Raw genomic sequence first — 17,092 nt, 5'->3', positions numbered from 1 at the left:
CCTCGTGCTTTATATAAGCATAAAAGGGTTTGCAATGATATCTTAACAAATTTAAAGATTTTGTAATACATGTAAATAATACCTATTATTTATTCCAGTATTCTCTCGGATTAATTAATTATGGCAAAAAAAAAGACAGTTCATTATAATCTTGAACTGCCTAAGCTTAGCTGGAGGTATCACTTCTGTTTCCAGAATCCAGCGGAAAAATTTCAATTAGTTTTTTTTGGAGATCCTTGATAAATTCTTCTGTCGAAAGCTGGCTGTCGCTTGTCCCGCTCTTATGCGCCTCTTTCAATATATCAAAGAAGTATTTTTGTTTTTCAGACATTTCCATATACCTTCCAATTCGTAATATCTATTACTATAAAGGAACAGCGCAGCAGTGTAAACAACAAACAGATTACAAGTGTATATTAAATAGATTACTTGTATAAAAAGACGCTGGAAAGTTAAGATTCCTTCCAGCGTCTCCAGTGATTATTTATTGATTGTATCGTTCATCAGATTGGCAGAGATCAGGAAGTTAGCCAGAATCTTAGCCATTTGGTCACGCTGGGTATATCCGTTAGGATCATAGTTTCCATCCAGCTTACCTGAAACGATGCCAGCCTGGTAAACGGCTTCTACACCTTTTTGAGCCCAACCGCCGACTTTCTTCGCATCTTTAAAGTCAGACAGCTTTTTCGACTTATCAAGCTGAGATTTATCATAGTTCAAGAATTTAATGTTCATGGCACGCTCAATCATGGCTGCCGCCTGGGCACGTGTGATTTTTTCATTAGGAGCAAAAGTGCCGTCGCCGATGCCTTGAATAACGCCATATTTAACTGCCGCCATCAATTCGCCTTCTTTGTTGAACCACTCTTTTCCGCTTACATCCTTGAAGGTATGATCATATGCTTGTCCGGGAAGACCCAATGCACGGACCAGGAGAACGGCAAATTGCGCTCGTGTCATATGCTCGGCCGGATCATACTTGCCTGTTTCTTTCCCTTTAATGATGTATTTCGAAGCAAGGGTTTCAATATACTCCTCTGCCCAGCTCTTATTATTAACATCAGGGAATGTAACATCGTTTTCCACAATTGTATATTTAGAGTTCGTCAATGACTTCACTGTTGCAGTTTTGCCGTCAAACAGTGTTGGGACAGCTGAGAATGTTCCATTGTCATTCAACTTAACTGCAACAGACTTTTCAGCATTAAACGTCTTGCTTCCAACAATGTTTCTTTCTACATAAGAACCGAAGACAGAAATCGTTTCAGTTTTGCTGCCTGATACAGCCTGGACGGAAAACTCGATAACATTTGAAGCAAGCTTCAGGCTATTCTTTGTAACTGTACCGCTTACTTTGCTTGGGTCTACCACATTGACAGCTACTGTAAGGCTTAAGCTGCTTTCGCTGACACCAAGCTTTTTCGCAAGGGCACTGACATTGATTTCTGATACCGGCAGATTATAAGATGCTTCCTCCGTACGGACAGCAACAACCGCTTTGGCATTCTTTTTCAATGCTTCGCTGAAAAGGGAAGCAGGAACTTCTGCTTTAACATCCTCTCCTGCACCAACGCTCTCAAGTGTAATTGGTACGACGCTCTTTTCAGAAGTAATGGCAGCCACGATTTCCTGCACCTTCTCAGGTACAACCTTTGTCACAACCTCTGTCACACCTGAAGAGTTCGTCACCTTTTCAATGACAGACGAATCAGCCGGAAGGGTTACGTCGTTTTGGCCAGGGTTAGACGGCTGGGTTGGGACTGGGCCGCCTCCGCCGATTCCGCCTCCAGACGATGGTGTGTTAGGGTTACCAGCCTTTTTGGCAGCCATAATGAATGCCCCTCTTAATGTATCCAAATCATTTGAACTCAGAATACTTTTCGAAACTAACTTATTATTAATATTATCTTTAATATCAAAGATACCTTCAAGACTAGTTCCCATCTTTGAAGCTAGCTTATTATTCAATTCTTTATACTTTGTATTAGAATTTAGCAGTTCATCCCTTATTTCAGCGGTAATACCTTCAATAGAACCTGTTAGTATTACTTCAAATAAGTCTGCAAGGTTCTTGCTAAGGTATTTTTCCCACAGAAGTTTCTCCGAATCAACAAGGAACTCAAGAACAGTGTCAATAGAGCCAGTTCCGACAATTTCCTCAAACGCACGGCCTTCATCAGACTCCTTAAAGTCGTTTAACTGTGTATCAAGATTAGCAGAATTAGCGGTAAAAACAAGCAAGGATAATTCTTTTGCAATGCCCTCGGCTGTAACTTTATTCAATGGTGCGTCTAAATCACCTAATTGGTCATTAATCTTTTGAGCTGTTGCTGGAGTCAGCACAGCTGTCCAATCTCCAGCTCCAAAAGAGCTAAGTCCGTTAGCAGCCTTATTAAAAACAGCTTTCTCTTCGGTTGAGAAATTGCTGTAAATCAGCGTCATTCTGTTCAAAGCATCAGTGGATGTAGCTTCGGCAGCCTCAACTTTTTCTGACGCTGTGAAAATGCCTGTTGTGACAACCGGTGAAAAAGCGATAGTCGCAGCCAGGATGGCTTTGACGGTTTTATTGCTGAATGGATATTTCTTCATAAAATACTGCACCTCTTATTTTTTACTTCCTATGTAAAATATGTATATATTTTGAAGGAGCGGAAAATCTAGTACTATCATACTTTATCGGTTTAACTTATTCAATGGTTCTGGTTATATTTATCTATATAATATTGTAAAACACTTTATATTTTACAATATTTTTCTTTTCTTTCCTATTTTATATGGTAAGATTTTATTATTTGAATCTGAAAGGAGAACTTCACGTTCATGGAAGGTAAGAGAAAAAGAAAGAGAAAGAAAAATAGCAGGAGCAAGGTTTGGAAATATATATTCATCACTTTTCTAGTTCTTCTGATTGGCGGAGGCGGGACGTTACTTTATTTTCTAAAAATAAAAACGTACGATGTGGCTGATGCAAAAGTCGAGGAAATAGTTGATCAGGAATACGATATTGTCCTTCCTGGTGAAGATGGGGAACAAGCCAGTACTGATAATGAATCAACTGCTGATTCCAGCGAAGGCAGCGATGGCGGGGCTGCTTCTGGCACTTCCACCAGTGCAGAAGCGGGGACTTCTTCTGGAACAGCCGAGAAGGCCGGGAAACAAGCACAAGCTGCTCAGAATGGATCTAAGCAAGCTTCGCCTAAAACCCAATCACCCGCCACAGCTGGAAATAAAGGTGCCGGCACAGAACCTGATGCTAAAAAAGATAATCCAGTAACCGTAGCAAGCATAAAGCAAAAATACCAGCCGACCTTTGAATCGCTCGAAAGCCAGGCAAATGAGCGGCTTAATTCACTGGTTTCACAGGCAGTGAGCGAATATCACACAAAGAAAGCGAACGATGAATCCATATCTGTTACTTATTTTTACCGTAAGTACAGTGAGGCTGGCCACGCTTTAGAGAATAGTACTGATGGAGCTTTCCAATATGTTTATGCGGCATTAGAGCAGGACTTGAAAAAGAACGGATTCAGTTCTTCCCATGCGGCAACCTTTAAAACCAAATATGAGAATGCTAAAAAAGCAAGAGAGAGCGCACTGCTTGATAAAGCGAAAAGTGCACTATAAAATTGGAACAAACCACACAGGTTTGTTCTTTTTTCATTGGGAAAAAGGTTTGCAGGATAACTTTTTTCCATTTTAGTATTTTTATGTATCCTAATTAGGTAATTAGACACATTTACAAATAATCTTCAGCATAACAATATAAGAAAGAGCTGGGAATAAACTGCTATACAGATTAGTCCTCTATAATGTTATGCTATCGTTTATGACATAGTTAAACCATTCAATAGACTCGGCTGAAAGGAAAATGAAATGAAACCAACTAAAAAGCAAAAGAAAAGAAAGTGGCTACAGATTACGGCAATTGCTGCTGTCATCCTGGCGGCTGCAGTTGGCGTCTATGCATATTCTGTTTATCATTCGCTGACTTCTGCTGTAGAAACGATGCATCAGCCAATAGAACGGGAAAAGTCCGAAAAGCGCCAGGAGACAGTCACTCTTGAAAAAAGAGATCCCTTTTCAGTTCTCATGCTCGGTGTAGATGAACGTGACGGAGATAAGGGCCGTTCAGATACGATGATTGTCCTGACAGTCAACCCTGAAAAGAATTCGGTTAAAATGCTGAGTATTCCCAGGGACACTAGAACAGAAATTATCGGACATGGTACCACTGATAAAATTAACCATGCCTACGCATTCGGCGGGGTACCTATGGCGATGGATACTGTTGAAAACTTCCTGGACATACCGATTGACTATTATATGCAGATCAACATGGAAGGCTTCCGCGACATTGTCGACTCTGTCGGCGGCATTACTGTTAACAATGATTTAGATTTTGATTCTGGCGGGTATCATTTCCCTGAAGGTACTGTAACAATGGATGGAAAAAAGGCGCTTGCCTTTTCAAGAATGCGATATGAAGACCCTAGAGGCGATTTCGGCCGTCAGCTGCGCCAAAGAATGATTATCCAGGCTGTACTTAAAAAGGGAGTAAGTGTTTCTTCATTAGCCAATTACGATGAGATTTTCTCAGCACTGGGTAAGAATGTGAAAACAAATCTTGCCTTTGGTGAAATGGTTGACATTCAGAAACACTATAAAAATGCAGCTAAGGATATTGAACAGATTTCCATCGAGGGAACCGGAGAAAGAATTGATAACATATGGTATTTAATGGTTTCAGATGAAGAAAAGGGCAGAATTCAGTCGGAAATGAAGAACCATTTAAGCTTATAAATGATAAAGGGCCGGTATCCAAAAGATATCGGCCCTTTTTATCTAGTTAAATTTGGTTGGCGAGTATCGTTACAACTGCACTGGCCAGTACGGTTACTACAGGGATTGAAATGTAGAGCAGTCGCTTTTTCAGCTGTTTCTTCCTCTTGATTTCTTCTGGTGTGGTCCAATTTCTTTTCAAGGTTTGACATCTCCTTTACAAGTGATGGCAGCTGGCTGGCCTTATCGACTGAATAGAGGCCCCTTTAGCTTTGCGTCATCATTTTTCAATGATTTTGCCTTTGGTATTTATATCGGAACTATCTGCCCTTTATTAAACAGGACTTTTATATCATAAACAAAATATCTTGGCAATTCCAGTAATCCTTAAGATTTCATTTAGGTCTTTATGCTCATTTCTGAACATTCCATTGTATCTTCTTTCTTGATAAATTTCTTGAATCCTGTATGATTCCTATGAGGTGCTATTTACATGAAGGATTTTGACAGACTGCCTAAATCAATAAAAAAGACTATCCGTTATATTAATCAGGATGTTAAAACAATCGAACAGCTTGATAGAATAGAGAAGAAGCTCAATCAACAGCTGGCCGACAGAAGAAAGAAGCTGATGGTGAAAGACTTGTGATGCTTTCAAATTCTCCAGGCCTATAAATAGAACAGGAAAGACAGCCACAATAGGACTGCTCACTTCTGTCAGGTTAATTTCTGACTGCAGTTCCGTAATGGCTGTCTTCCTTCTATTCCGACAGCCGCTGGATCGTCTTCGCCAGAAGCAGCGTCCTTTCCGCAAGCGTCGGAATTTCTACATATTCATTTTCGCTGTGGGCATTGCCGCCGACAGGCCCGAGCCCATCCACTGTCGCAACGCCATTGGCAGAGGTGAAGCTGGCGTCCGATCCGCCGCCTGTCGCCGTATCGGAAACCTCAAGCCCAATTTCCTTGCCGACCTCCTGAATGACATGAAGAAGCGATTCATTCTGCTCATTCTTCTCCATCGGCGGGCGGCTGATTCTGCCCTTCACCTCCACCCTTGTGCCAGGCACATCGGTGTGGGAGCAGATTTCCTCAATTTTTTCCTGGAGGAATCTCGCCTGCTCCATATCGGTGATGCGGATGTCCACATGGGCGACCGCGCTTGGCGATACTGTATTGACGGCCGAACCGCCTTCGATCAGTCCGACATTGACGCTGATTCCCTTTTCATGATCGTTGAGCTCATGAAGCTGGATGATCTTATGGGCCAGCTCCTCAATCGCGCTGCGCCCTTTTTCCGGCTCAATCCCCGAGTGGGCAGCTCGACCTTTGACGATCACTTTGTAGCGGCCGCCTCCCCTCCTTGAGGAGACAAGCGACCCGTCCTTCCTGGCAGGCTCCATAATCAGGGCATACTCCTTGCCTGCCGCCTCCCCGATGATCAGCTTCTTGGATGCCGGTGAGCCGATTTCTTCATCTGTGTTCAGCACGATCAGGACATTTTCATATCCCTTTGTCCCGCTCGCTATCAATGCCTTCAAAGCATATAAAAGCTCAGCCTGGCTGGATTTCATATCCGCCACACCCGGCCCCAGCGCCCTGTTCCCCTCGATCCGGAACGGCCTTTTGGCTGCTGTTCCGTCAGGAAATACCGTATCCATATGGGCAACAAGGATGATCTTCGGATCAATGGCATTTTTGTGCCTGATGATCAGATTATTGCCATACTTCTCCTGTTCGTCGACCTGTACCAGGAACCCGAGCCTTTCGTACTCTTCCTTCAGGATAGAGCCTACTCTATCTACCCCCTCTTTATTGTGGGAACCGCTGTCGATATTGACGAGCCTTTCGATCAGCTCCAGCATTTCCCCTTGCCTGCTTCGTATAAAAACCTCCACTTTTTACCCCTCCATAAAAATGAGCCGCAATTATGCACTTTTGTTATGTATCGATTATACCTTACTATTTTGTTTATGTTTCACAATTGGAGAATGTTAACAAGATTAATTTGTCCGGTGATATTTTTCCTCACTGGCGAATATCTTTTTATAACTTGTCTAAAGGAGGCCGGGCACGATGAAAAAACGCGGCAAATTCCCTGTTAAGCTCATCGTGATTCTCATTGCCTGTGCAGCCCTCTTTTTCCTTATCCGGCTCGTCCTGCCTTCCGCAGAAAAGCGGGCCATCAGCACGGTGGATGAGTTTTATACATACGAGCAGAAAGGCGATTTTTCAGCTTCCTGGGAGCTTTTCCATCCGGCAATGAAAAAGAAATTTGATAAAGGCCCCTATATCCAGGACCGGGCTCACGTCTTCTTGAACCATTTCGGGGTCAATACCTTTTCCTATGAGCTTGGCAAGGCGGAGAAGCTTGAGAACTGGAGGATGGCAGATGGCGGGGAAGCCTTTCCTAAGGTTTATAAAGTCACGGTTACCCAGACATACAAAGGGAAGTACGGAAATTTCAATTTAGTGCAGGATGTGTTTGCGGCCGAGATGGAGGATGGCTGGCGGATCCTTTGGGATTATAAGCAGAAATAAGAATTCTCCTGCAAAACCTTTCTTATTTAAGGATGGTTTTCTTGATTTTCTGATAAATTGGCATTTTTTCATTTTTTCTTATTTCCCATGATTTTTATACGAATTTTTTATAAAAAATATCATTTTTAAGATAAAAAAGTACTAAAAAAGAAATTTTCCCTAATTCGCAAACAATTTATTTCCCAACTATGCTGAACTTACCCGGGAATACCTGGCAGGCGCGCCGCCCGATAGGAAAGTCCGCATGGAAAACTTTGAAATGCTTGCAGAACAATACCAGCCGATGATCCGGAAGATCATCCGCACACTATCCATCTATAAAAATGAAGATGAATTCCTGCAGATTGGCCTGATTGCCCTTTGGGAAGCACATGAAAACTTCCGGCCGGAAAAAGGCGAGTTCACTAATTTTGCCTACACCACTATCAAAGGCAAGTTCCTGACAGAAATGACCCGAAACAATAGAGAGGAAGAACAGAAGGTTTATGCGAAGGAAGAATTCTGGGAAAATATCGAGGATGCTGATTCTAGAGTGCCGTTCGAGAAAAAACTGATCCTCTCATACTGCGGGGAACTGACAGATAATCAGACAAAATGGGTGATGTACACGGTGCTGGAGAACTTGACTGTTCCGGAAATTGCAGCAAGGGAAAAGGTTTCTTTGTCTGCAGTCAAGGCATGGCGGAAAGGCGCTAAGGAGAGGCTTAAAGGAAACCGGGAAATTTTTAGTTGAACTGTAACTTTTCTGTAACCATTTTTAACCAGACTATAACTATTTCATAGACGGGGAACTGTATAGTAGAGCTATACCAAGGTTTATCATCGTTTTACCCCATTTTTGAAAGTCCGGCCTGCTGACTGGCACCAGCACGCCCGGCTTTTTTTTGGGGATGGTGACTGGCACCCCAAACAAAAAACAGCCGCCCAACAAACAGCGGCTGTTTAACCTATCTCGCATCCCGAACCTGCATCGCCTTTTCCGGATAATCCGTCATGATGGTGTCCACCCCGAGGTCAAGCAGCTCACGCATCTGTTCTTCTTTATTGATCGTAAACACACGGACCGGGAACTGGTTGCGTTCCGCCTCCCTGCTTGCCTCCGCATAGGCAACCGGCGCATAGACATGCAGTGCTGATGCACCAATTCCAGCAGCATACTTCCACGGCTCATACAACACCTCCATGAACAGGATGGCCGTTTCAATTTCAGAATCCAGCTGATGGACTCTCTTGAGGCTGTAATGATTAAAGGATGAAATAATCGCATGGGATTTATATTCATATTTCTCGAGTGCTTCGAGCACCTTTTCCTCAATGCCCTCATAAGGAATCACATCACTCTTGATTTCAACGTTCAGCCTGATGCCTGATCCCTTGAGCAGCTTCAGCACCTCGCCAAGAACAGGAATCCTTGTTCCGGCGAACTCTTCCCTGAACCAGGAACCGGCATCCAGCCGTTTAAGTTCTTCAAGAGTCATATCCCGGATATTCCCCTTGCCATTAGTCGTCCTGTCGACCTTCTCATCATGGATGACAATCAGCTCGCCGTCCTTTGAAAGATGGACATCCAGTTCAATACCGTCGACTCCGAGCCTCACTGCTTCTTCAAAGGCCGGCATCGTATTTTCCGGATATGTGCCCTTGCTGCCGCGGTGAGCGTAAATTTTAGTTTTTGACACGCTTTCCCCTCCTCTTTCTTCTTATTTCGTTATACCACAAAAAAACAATCTAAAAGAAAAATCCGCTAAAAATTACAAACAACTTTTACAACCGGACAGAATCAGGCATACTGATACGAACGAAAAGAAAAAGGTGCTATCGTGTGAAAACATTTCTTGTTTCCTTTAGTTTACTACTGATCATATGTGCATGCTCAGCCAGTGAGCATCCATCAGACAGCTTTATTGTCATCGGCCACCGCGGTGCCTCGGCCTATGCCCCGGAGCATACGATTGCTTCCTATGAAATGGCCGCCCAGCTTGGCGCAGACTATATTGAAATTGATCTGCAGATGACGAAGGACGGCAAGCTCGCTGCCATGCATGACCAAAAGGTTGACCGCACGACGAATAGATCAGGTGCCGTCCAGTCTTTTACATTGGAGGAGCTGAAGCAGCTTGATGCGGGTTCCTGGTTCAACCGCAAGCATCCCGGTTATGCCGACCCGGCATACAGCCGCCTGAAGGTTCCTTCTTTAGAGGAGATCTTTCAGCATTTCGGCAGCAGGGTGAACTATTATATTGAAACCAAGTCTCCTGATTTATATCCCGGGATGGAGGATGAACTCTTAAGGCTATTGCGTGAATATGGCCTGATAGGCAGCAAAAAGGACAATGCCCGGGTAATCATCCAGTCTTTCAGCAGCAAAAGTCTGAAAAGGATTCACCGGAATGAACCTGACATCCCTCTGATCCAGCTGATCTCCTACAAAGAAAAGGCTGTGTTGACAGATCAGGACATCAAGAAGCTGCAGAAGTATGCAGCCGGCATTGGCCCGAATTATAATATGATTGATGAAGAGTACGTAAAAAAGGCCCGGGCAAACGGACTGCTTGTACACCCCTATACAATTAATAAGCTGAATGAGATGGAAGAAGGGGTCTCTTGGGGAATAACAGGGGCGTTCACGGATTTCTCCGATACGTTGACAGAGGTTATTAGTAATCATGCTGGCAGAGAATAATCAGCATAAACGTAAAAAAACTTCCTTCGACGGGAAGTTTTTTTATCTTCTTTTCGACATACCCTTATTGCAATCAGCCACTAATCTCCTTGATTTTGGATTCTCTCCGGCAATAAGACAAATATTTCTCAGGAAATAAGAAAAAGCCCCGTGAATAGAGTCGTATCTTGTCAATATTTCTTTTGTTTCATTTACAATAAATGGCGGTATAAAGATAATAAGAATTTAGGGAAAATTATTATTGAGAAAAAAGGTCTTGCTGTTACATTGTTGGTTTACTCATCTAGCTGCCGCAGAATATTCGTTTTTTATCTATCAAAAAACACAAGGAGTGGTACTAATGAAAATCAAAGCAGGAAGCTGGGCCATGCTATCCCCACAGGACAAATTCCTTCTACTGAAAATTATCAGCGAACGTTCTAAACATACAGATCATGAATAAGCCATAAAAATAGCTTAGAAACCGGGAGCGGCTTCTAAGCTATTTTATTTATTTCCGGGCATAAAACGAAGATGCAGGAGAATTCTATGTGTTCATATAATGCCTTGTAATCTCATCCCAAATCGCTTTCCCAGCTTCTCTTCTAATCGATGTCAGTGTCTGGCCGAACACAATTCTATGTCCTGCAGCCTTACAGATGATTGCCGCTGGCATAGGGGAAGACAAAATATCAAAGTCATAGAGCTTCATATAAAATTCCTCATCCCAGTGGATGCCGTGCTCATCCTCATGATCGGCAGCCTGGACAACCCCTGTCGCCACACCCCGTGCGATGATTCCCCTCTTGTTGCTATATAAAAACACAAGATCCCCTTCCTGCAGCTTCTTGATCTTTTCCTTCCACGGTGAAAAATATGCCGCACACTTCGCATTGGCCAGCATATCCCTCTCATCCCTGCCATTCGGGCAGCCTGAACGGTTTGTATTGATTAAATAGGCTTTCTGCGGCATGGTATCACATCCTTGGTGTTTTGTTTTTATTATTTTTACCCGGTTTCTGAAGTTGTAAAAGGGGGAGTGTTTTGGTAGAGGGCTAGGGAGTGGAGAGTGCTTATGTGGGAAAGGGTTTTGGATACATGATTTCCTTTCTAAACGGCCTCTCATGTATCCCATCAGGCTCTTCGTATACATGACTCACCCTCTAAACTCTCACTCATGTATTTCATCGCTCAACGCAGGCACCATCCCCCCGCAAAACACAAAAACACCGCCGCATCAAAAGCGGCGGTGCCTGGCACCAGCTTAGTACATCAAATAATCCTTACGCACTTTAGTAAAATCTTTGAGCTCATACTTCCACTGCGATTCAATCCACTCAACAGATTTTCCTTCTTCAATGGCTTCACGGACCCAGCCGTTTCCAATGAGCTGGTCGAAGAAGGAGATGCCGCGGCTGTCTTCAGCGCGGAATGCAAAGTTCTCCGGATACAGGTCATGGATGCTTTTGACGATATGCAGTCCGGTTTTAACTGGTTCAAATTCATCAGGGTCTGTGATGTGGATCTGAATGCCGTGGGACAGTTTGCCGGCATGCTTGGAAATCGATGGTGTGAAGGATGCTGCCCGGAAGCTGACACCCTTCAGGTTCAGGCTGTTGAGCTGCTGTGCCAGGTTATCGGCATTGATGAACGGTGCTCCGATCAGCTCGAATGGCTTCGTCGTTCCCCTGCCTTCCGATACATTGGTGCCTTCGATCAAGGCAGCTCCCGGATATACTAGGGCGGTATCCAATGTCGGCATATTCGGTGATGGCATGACGAATTGGAGACCCGTTTCGTCATAAAGCATATCCCGCTTCCAGCCCTTCATTTTGACGACTGTCAGGTCTGCGCCGATCTTGAATTCCTCATTGAACAGCTTGGCAAGCTCGCCGACGGTCATCCCGTGGCGAAGCGGGATTTCGTAATTGCCGACAAAGGATTTGTACGGTGTTTCCAAAACTGGCCCTTCCACCTCAGTGCCGCCAAGCGGATTCGGGCGGTCAAGGACGATGAATGGGATATCGTTCTCTTTTGCGGCTTCCATTGCATAGGCCATGGTGTAGATATAGGTGTAAAAGCGGGTTCCGACATCCTGGATGTCAAACAGCAGGACATCGACGTTTTCCAGCATTTCCGGGGTCGGCTTTTTGGTTGCCCCATAGAGACTGTATACGGGAAGACCCGTTTTTTCATCTGTATAAAACTCGACATATTCCCCGGCCTGCGCGCTTCCCCTTACACCATGCTCAGGTCCGTACAGGGCTGTAAGCTCTACTTCAGGATCATTATGAAGCAAATCTACAATACTATTAAGCTCCTGATCGACGCCGGTTGGATTAGTGATCAAACCAACACGCTTTCCTTCTATCAGTTCCTTCTCATCATCGAGCAGCACCTCGATGCCCAGCTCGAATTTCTTCGCTTTCTTATCTTTGCCTTTATGCTTTCCGTTATCTGCGAAGGCTGCTGCAGACAGGGCGGACAGTACGAGAATCAGTGACAGCATAATGATCAAGCGTTTTTTCAATGTGACCCCTCCCTGGTTTTGAGAAAAGCCCCAGCCCTGGAATCCAGGCACTGGAACCCTCCATATTGAAAAAATAGTCCAGCAGGAAGATTGCCCTTCCTGTCAGCTGCTTTAATAGCTCAGACCGTGGCCGTATTCATACAAAGTTCCGCCCTCAAGCGAAGGAATTGTCACTGGAAGCTTTCCTGCTGGCGCGAACTCTCCGAAAATCGCACCTGCAGTTGCTTCAAAGCTTGCCGGGCGGAATCCGTACTGCGCAAGATAGGCATCTGTGCCTGGCACGGCCATGATGTCATAAGGATTGCGGATGGCTACCGTGATGACTGGTGCATCTGTTTCGCTGATCAGCTTGTTGATTATTTTCATTTGTGCGCTGTCAGGCGAGCGGCCGGAAACATTATACGTGTAGGAGCCGACGATGACTGCTTTTGCTTTTTTCGCTTTTTCCAGCTGTTCTGCCGTGAGGCTGTAGTCAGCTGATGCTATGATTTCTGTATTAGCGTGGCGTGCTTTTATTGCTTTCCCCAGATCATTGATATAGGTGCTGCCGATAACGAGGATAGAATCACTGTCTGCCGCTGATAGCGGAAGAGCTCCTTCATTTTTCACAAGGGTGATTGATTTCTGTGCTGCTTCCTTTTCAATCGCTTTATGTTCGGCAGAGCCTACGACATTAAGGGCATTGGCAATCTTTTGGTTCAGGTCCTCCGGTGTTTCTTCTTTGATGATTCCCCGCTTGAGCTTCAAAGTCAGAATTCGCTTAACAGAAGCTTCGACCCGTTTTTCCGAAATTTCTCCTGACTTAACAGCAGCCAGCAGCCCTTCAGCGACTGCTTCGAGTCCGACCGGCATCAGGACAATGTCTGTTCCTGCTTTGACGGAGCGGATCGCTGCGTCAACAGGCCCAAAGTGCTCTGCGATGGCATTCATGTTCATCGCATCTGTTGTAATGACTCCCTCATACCCCATTTCCTCCCTCATCAGCTCTGTGAGCACTTTGTAGGAAAGGGTTGCCGGGAGGGCAATTTCTTCACCTGTTTTTTGTGAAATTACTTTTGTATCATCAATTTTCGGGAAGGTGACATGTGCCGTCATGATGGCATCAATGCCTGCTTCCATCCCCTTTTGGAATGGATACAGCTCCACTTCCTTCAATCGCTCTTTATCATGCGGGACCTCAGGCAATCCAAGGTGGGAATCGACTGCTGTGTCGCCGTGGCCAGGGAAGTGCTTCGCTGTTGCCGCGACGCCTGCAGACTGCAGCCCCTTTGTATAAGCTACCCCCATCTCAGCTACAAGCTCAGGGTTTTCCCCGAAAGAGCGGACGCCGATGACAGGATTGTCCGGGTTGTTATTCACATCCATGACAGGCGCGAAGTTGGTGTTGATGCCGAGGGCAGCAAGCTCTTCACCAATGGCTTTCCCCACCTTTTCGGCAGTTTCAGGGGAACGGGCGGCACCAAGGGCCATGTTGCCCGGCATATCAGTTCCCGACTGCAGGCGGGTGACAATGCCTCCCTCCTGGTCGATTGTCATCAGGAGCCCGTATTTTTCTGATGCTTCCTGGTATTGTGAGACCAGCTTCGTTGTCTGCTCGGTTGTCACGACATTCTCGCGGAAAAGAATGACGCCGCCGAGATGGTATTTTTTCACAAGCGCTTCAATTTCCGGCTGGATTTCTGTTACGTTCTGGCCTTTCCAGGTCCGGAAATCCGGCATAAGCATTTGCCCGACTTTTTCTTCAAGCTTCATTGCTTTGACAGCATCATCGACCAGCTGATAACGCTTTGATTTTTCCTTGCGGATTTCTGCCTGAAACCCGGATTTGCGATTTTTTGCGTCAATGGCGATCCGGTCTTTATTTTTTCCATCTGTTACGGTAATAAAAGTACGGCCATTTTTTCCTGACAGTGTTACAGTTCCGTCATCAGATACCCTGGCGACCGTTTTATTGGAGGAGTTCCAGTCAAGATTCTTGGAGACTCCTAGAAAATGCCCTTCCTTATAGACATGCAGTGCTTTAAGCTGCAATGTTTTTCCGCTGAACTGCGTCTCGGATTCCGGCAGGTTCTGCAGGAGGACGAGATCCTTCACCTTATTTTTGCCGGCTGCCGCTGCAGGCTGAAGCCAGGCGGAGAACCCAAGGATCAGAACCAGAAAAGTCATTACAATCGTTTTGAGCTTTTTCAAAGCCATTCCTCCTCAACATTTAATAGCTGCGTTTTTGCCATTCTTCACTCGCAAACTCAGGCTTTATGTCTTTACCTTTCTCAGGAGAGATTTTTATATTATCCAGGTACCAGCCTCTGCCGTTGACGGTTGCATCGGTTTTATAGCGGAAGCGAATGAGCTTAGTATCTGCAGGAAGCTCAGCTTTAACCGTGCTCCAGCTTTCGCTGTTTCCGGTAAAAGATTTGACTTCAGTCCAATTTGTGCCGTCTGCTGAGATTTCCAGATAGCCATAATCGCTGTTTTCCTCAATCCGGTGCCAGGTTTCAAAAGAGAGAACCGCCTGTGAATGCAGATCGACTTCAGCTGTCAGGCTTTTTTCTGTATTATCGCCATAGCCCGAGAACCAGGCCGGCTGCTTGCCAGGGATGCTGACCGGAATGCTGTCTGCCACCTGTCTTGCAAATGCCCTTCTTGCTCCATTCGTTGAAACGGTGTTCCTTGTCGGATGGACCCGGTTGGTCAGCAGGATGGCAATGGTGTCATTTTTCTGGGAGATGACAACTGAAGTGCCTGTGTAGCCTGTGTGGCTGAGTGAATCTTTATCTGTCAGCGCATCGCCGAGCCAGCCCTGGTTCAGCTCCCAGCCTAGTCCGTGGTCATCGCCTGGAAACTGCGGGATCTGATTTTCCGTAAGAGTCCTGACTGTTTCTTTTTTCAGGATGCGCTTTCCGCCATAGGTACCTTCATTTACATACATATGTGCAAACTTCGCCAGGTCTCCAGCTGTGGAAAAGACACCGGCATGACCGGCGACGCCATCAAGCGACCAGGCATTTTCATCATGAACCTCTCCCCAGACAAGGCCGCGCCCAAGGGCAGGCTGATATTCAGTGGCTGCTATCCTGTCCTTCAGACTTTCGGGAGGGTTATACATGGTATCCTTCATGCCAAGAGGCTTGGTAATATGGTCTCTCACATATTCATCCAGGCGCTTGCCTGACAGTTTTTCAATAAGGGCTCCGAGGGCAATCATGTTGAGGTCGCTGTATGTATAAGTGCTCCCCGGTTCATTGGCAAGCGGATATTGCAGAGCGATTGAGATACGGTCTTCGCGGCTGTTCCCTTGTGAATAGAGAGGAATCCAAGCCGTGAATCCAGAAGTATGGGTCATCAGCTGCCTAATGGTCACCTCTTCCTTGCCGCCGGCTGCAAACTCAGGCAGATAATCAGCCACCGGATCATCAAGATTGAAGAGGCCTTTTTCATAAAGCTGCATCGCGGCTGTTGTTGTAAAGATTTTGCTGATGGAAGCAAGGTCAAAGATGGTGTCCTTCGCCATGGAGATAGGCTGATCGGCTTCTGTCAATCCGTCATCTTTGTACTGATAAGCCATGCCATAGGCTTCATGCTTGACGATATGGCCGCGCCGGGCCACAAGCGCCACTGCACCGGGCATCACCCTGGAATCAATCATCTCCTCCATGATTCCATCGATTTCATTGAGCGGGCCTTCAACCATGCCTGCACCCCTGGCAGATCCCGGATGAAGCACCGGCGATGATTTTCCCGGATGATCCCATGGAAATGGAACAGGAGGCATAAACTTTGAAGAACTCATTTCCGGATCCCCCGCTTTTTCTTTTGCTTCAGGACTGTCGCTTGCCATAACTGCAGGAGCCACAGCGCTTAGGCTCAGGATGGCAGCCAATGTCACTTTCACAGACTTATTCTTCATCTTATTCCTCCTCTTATCATCTCTGAACACGAACCGGACTTTCTCCTCCCCTCCCTTTAATTTAAAAATTCAAATAATTACATCTTTAGGTTAGCGAAATAAGTGTATAGATGTCTATACCAAAGAGGACCTAGTCGATGCTGATTCGACGTCAGAACTGTGACTTTAGGCATGGACAGATGGGAGGATTTGTTCGACAAATGTTTTAAATACAATAAAAGGGACAAATCTTCTTTTTTTATTTACTCCGCCTATTAACAAACGAAAGTCTTCAACATTAAACCTGCCGAAAGCAATTTTGAAAACGCCGCGAATCAGGAAACAGGTACATGGCGGGCTATGTCTAAAAAAAGACGGAATGCCCGCATGGCCTCCGTCTTTTCCTGCTATACCTGACTCATTAAAACTGTTGCCAGCACACTTGAAACAATAGTAAATACAAAAATTGATATGTACAATATAATTTTGTTTCTTTTTTTTCTCCGTTTTATAACTTCAGGCGTGTCCCACTTCATTTTTGACATCAAATAGTCCCCTTTTCTGTTTGATGGCAGCTGGCTGGCATTGTTTTTTTTCCACATAAGCCCCTATAGCTTTGCGTCATCACTTTTCAGTGATTTTGCCCTTGATATTCACCCTCTCATCCTGTATTTACCAGATCATGCACTAAAATTTA

General features: G+C 45.2%; 15 protein-coding genes and 2 riboswitches. Of the genes, 6 read left to right on the top strand and 9 right to left on the bottom strand.

The features are described from left to right. Positions 1-166: 166 nt before the first annotated feature. Positions 167-331, bottom strand: a complete 165-nt coding sequence (locus RBB45_RS15080) for a YwzD family small protein (RefSeq protein WP_156917022.1) — start codon at positions 329-331, stop codon at positions 167-169. 149 nt (positions 332-480) lie between these two features. Further along, positions 481-2,589, bottom strand: a complete 2,109-nt coding sequence (locus RBB45_RS15075; RefSeq protein WP_306009859.1) for an S-layer homology domain-containing protein — start codon at positions 2,587-2,589, stop codon at positions 481-483. A 231-nt stretch (positions 2,590-2,820) separates the two neighbouring features. Between RBB45_RS15075 and RBB45_RS15070 the strand changes: the two genes are divergently transcribed. Together RBB45_RS15070 and tagU are read left to right on the top strand one after the other, a co-directional pair. Beyond that, positions 2,821-3,624: a hypothetical protein gene (locus RBB45_RS15070; protein ID WP_306009858.1), complete on the top strand. Its 804-nt coding sequence runs from the start codon at positions 2,821-2,823 to the stop codon at positions 3,622-3,624. A 249-nt stretch (positions 3,625-3,873) separates the two neighbouring features. Continuing rightward, the gene (tagU, locus tag RBB45_RS15065; RefSeq protein ID WP_306009857.1) at positions 3,874-4,800 is read left to right on the top strand and encodes a polyisoprenyl-teichoic acid--peptidoglycan teichoic acid transferase TagU; all 927 of its coding nucleotides are present in this window, start codon (positions 3,874-3,876) and stop codon (positions 4,798-4,800) included. Between the two features lie 46 nt (positions 4,801-4,846). Here the strand turns inward: tagU and RBB45_RS15060 are convergent, their stop codons facing one another. After that, the gene (locus RBB45_RS15060; protein ID WP_022544416.1) at positions 4,847-4,981 is read right to left on the bottom strand and encodes a hypothetical protein; all 135 of its coding nucleotides are present in this window, start codon (positions 4,979-4,981) and stop codon (positions 4,847-4,849) included. A 23-nt stretch (positions 4,982-5,004) separates the two neighbouring features. Continuing rightward, positions 5,005-5,090: riboswitch (cyclic di-GMP riboswitch) on the bottom strand. Positions 5,091-5,272: 182 nt separating this feature from the next. Here RBB45_RS15060 and RBB45_RS15055 point away from each other — a divergent pair. After that, complete coding sequence (locus tag RBB45_RS15055) at positions 5,273-5,428, top strand: hypothetical protein (protein ID WP_009792945.1); 156 nt, start codon at positions 5,273-5,275, stop codon at positions 5,426-5,428. A 112-nt stretch (positions 5,429-5,540) separates the two neighbouring features. On the opposite strand, the gene RBB45_RS15050 is transcribed toward RBB45_RS15055, so the two are convergent. Then, the gene (locus RBB45_RS15050) at positions 5,541-6,674 is read right to left on the bottom strand and encodes a M20 family metallopeptidase (protein ID WP_306009856.1); all 1,134 of its coding nucleotides are present in this window, start codon (positions 6,672-6,674) and stop codon (positions 5,541-5,543) included. A 178-nt stretch (positions 6,675-6,852) separates the two neighbouring features. On the opposite strand from RBB45_RS15050, the gene RBB45_RS15045 reads away from it, so the two are divergent. Together RBB45_RS15045 and RBB45_RS15040 are read left to right on the top strand one after the other, a co-directional pair. After that, positions 6,853-7,317 (top strand): hypothetical protein, encoded by a 465-nt coding sequence (locus RBB45_RS15045; RefSeq protein WP_306009855.1) that lies wholly within the window; start codon positions 6,853-6,855, stop codon positions 7,315-7,317. A 244-nt stretch (positions 7,318-7,561) separates the two neighbouring features. Further along, on the top strand, positions 7,562-8,050 hold the full coding sequence (locus RBB45_RS15040; RefSeq protein WP_306009854.1) for a sigma-70 family RNA polymerase sigma factor: 489 nt from the start codon (positions 7,562-7,564) through the stop codon (positions 8,048-8,050). A 214-nt stretch (positions 8,051-8,264) separates the two neighbouring features. Here the strand turns inward: RBB45_RS15040 and RBB45_RS15035 are convergent, their stop codons facing one another. After that, positions 8,265-8,996: a glycerophosphodiester phosphodiesterase gene (locus tag RBB45_RS15035; RefSeq protein WP_224949526.1), complete on the bottom strand. Its 732-nt coding sequence runs from the start codon at positions 8,994-8,996 to the stop codon at positions 8,265-8,267. 143 nt (positions 8,997-9,139) lie between these two features. Here RBB45_RS15035 and RBB45_RS15030 point away from each other — a divergent pair, with 143 nt between their 5' ends. Further along, on the top strand, positions 9,140-10,000 hold the full coding sequence (locus RBB45_RS15030) for a glycerophosphodiester phosphodiesterase (RefSeq protein ID WP_306009853.1): 861 nt from the start codon (positions 9,140-9,142) through the stop codon (positions 9,998-10,000). A gap of 526 nt (positions 10,001-10,526) precedes the next feature. Here the strand turns inward: RBB45_RS15030 and RBB45_RS15025 are convergent. The 4 genes from RBB45_RS15025 to RBB45_RS15010 form a co-directional block, all read right to left on the bottom strand. Next, positions 10,527-10,952 carry a hypothetical protein gene (locus tag RBB45_RS15025; protein ID WP_148949724.1) on the bottom strand — a complete coding sequence of 142 codons (426 nt, stop codon included), beginning with the start codon at positions 10,950-10,952 and terminating at the stop codon, positions 10,527-10,529. Positions 10,953-11,243: 291 nt separating this feature from the next. Beyond that, positions 11,244-12,488, bottom strand: coding sequence for an exo-beta-N-acetylmuramidase NamZ family protein (locus RBB45_RS15020; protein WP_371931596.1), 1,245 nt, complete (start codon positions 12,486-12,488; stop codon positions 11,244-11,246). Between the two features lie 132 nt (positions 12,489-12,620). Beyond that, a complete protein-coding gene (locus RBB45_RS15015) occupies positions 12,621-14,705 on the bottom strand; it encodes a glycoside hydrolase family 3 protein (RefSeq protein ID WP_306009851.1) in 2,085 nt (694 codons plus the stop codon). A gap of 13 nt (positions 14,706-14,718) precedes the next feature. Further along, positions 14,719-16,416 carry a serine hydrolase domain-containing protein gene (locus tag RBB45_RS15010; protein WP_022544419.1) on the bottom strand — a complete coding sequence of 566 codons (1,698 nt, stop codon included), beginning with the start codon at positions 16,414-16,416 and terminating at the stop codon, positions 14,719-14,721. A gap of 546 nt (positions 16,417-16,962) precedes the next feature. Continuing rightward, a riboswitch (cyclic di-GMP riboswitch) is annotated at positions 16,963-17,050 on the bottom strand. Positions 17,051-17,092 lie beyond the last annotated feature (42 nt).

This window comes from Bacillus sp. MMSF_3328 (assembly GCF_030733525.1).
Taxonomy (GTDB): Bacteria; Bacillota; Bacilli; order Bacillales; family Cytobacillaceae; genus Bacillus_AB; species Bacillus_AB infantis.
Note: the sequence above shows the minus strand (reverse complement) of the source record. Positions and strands in the feature narration are given on the sequence as shown.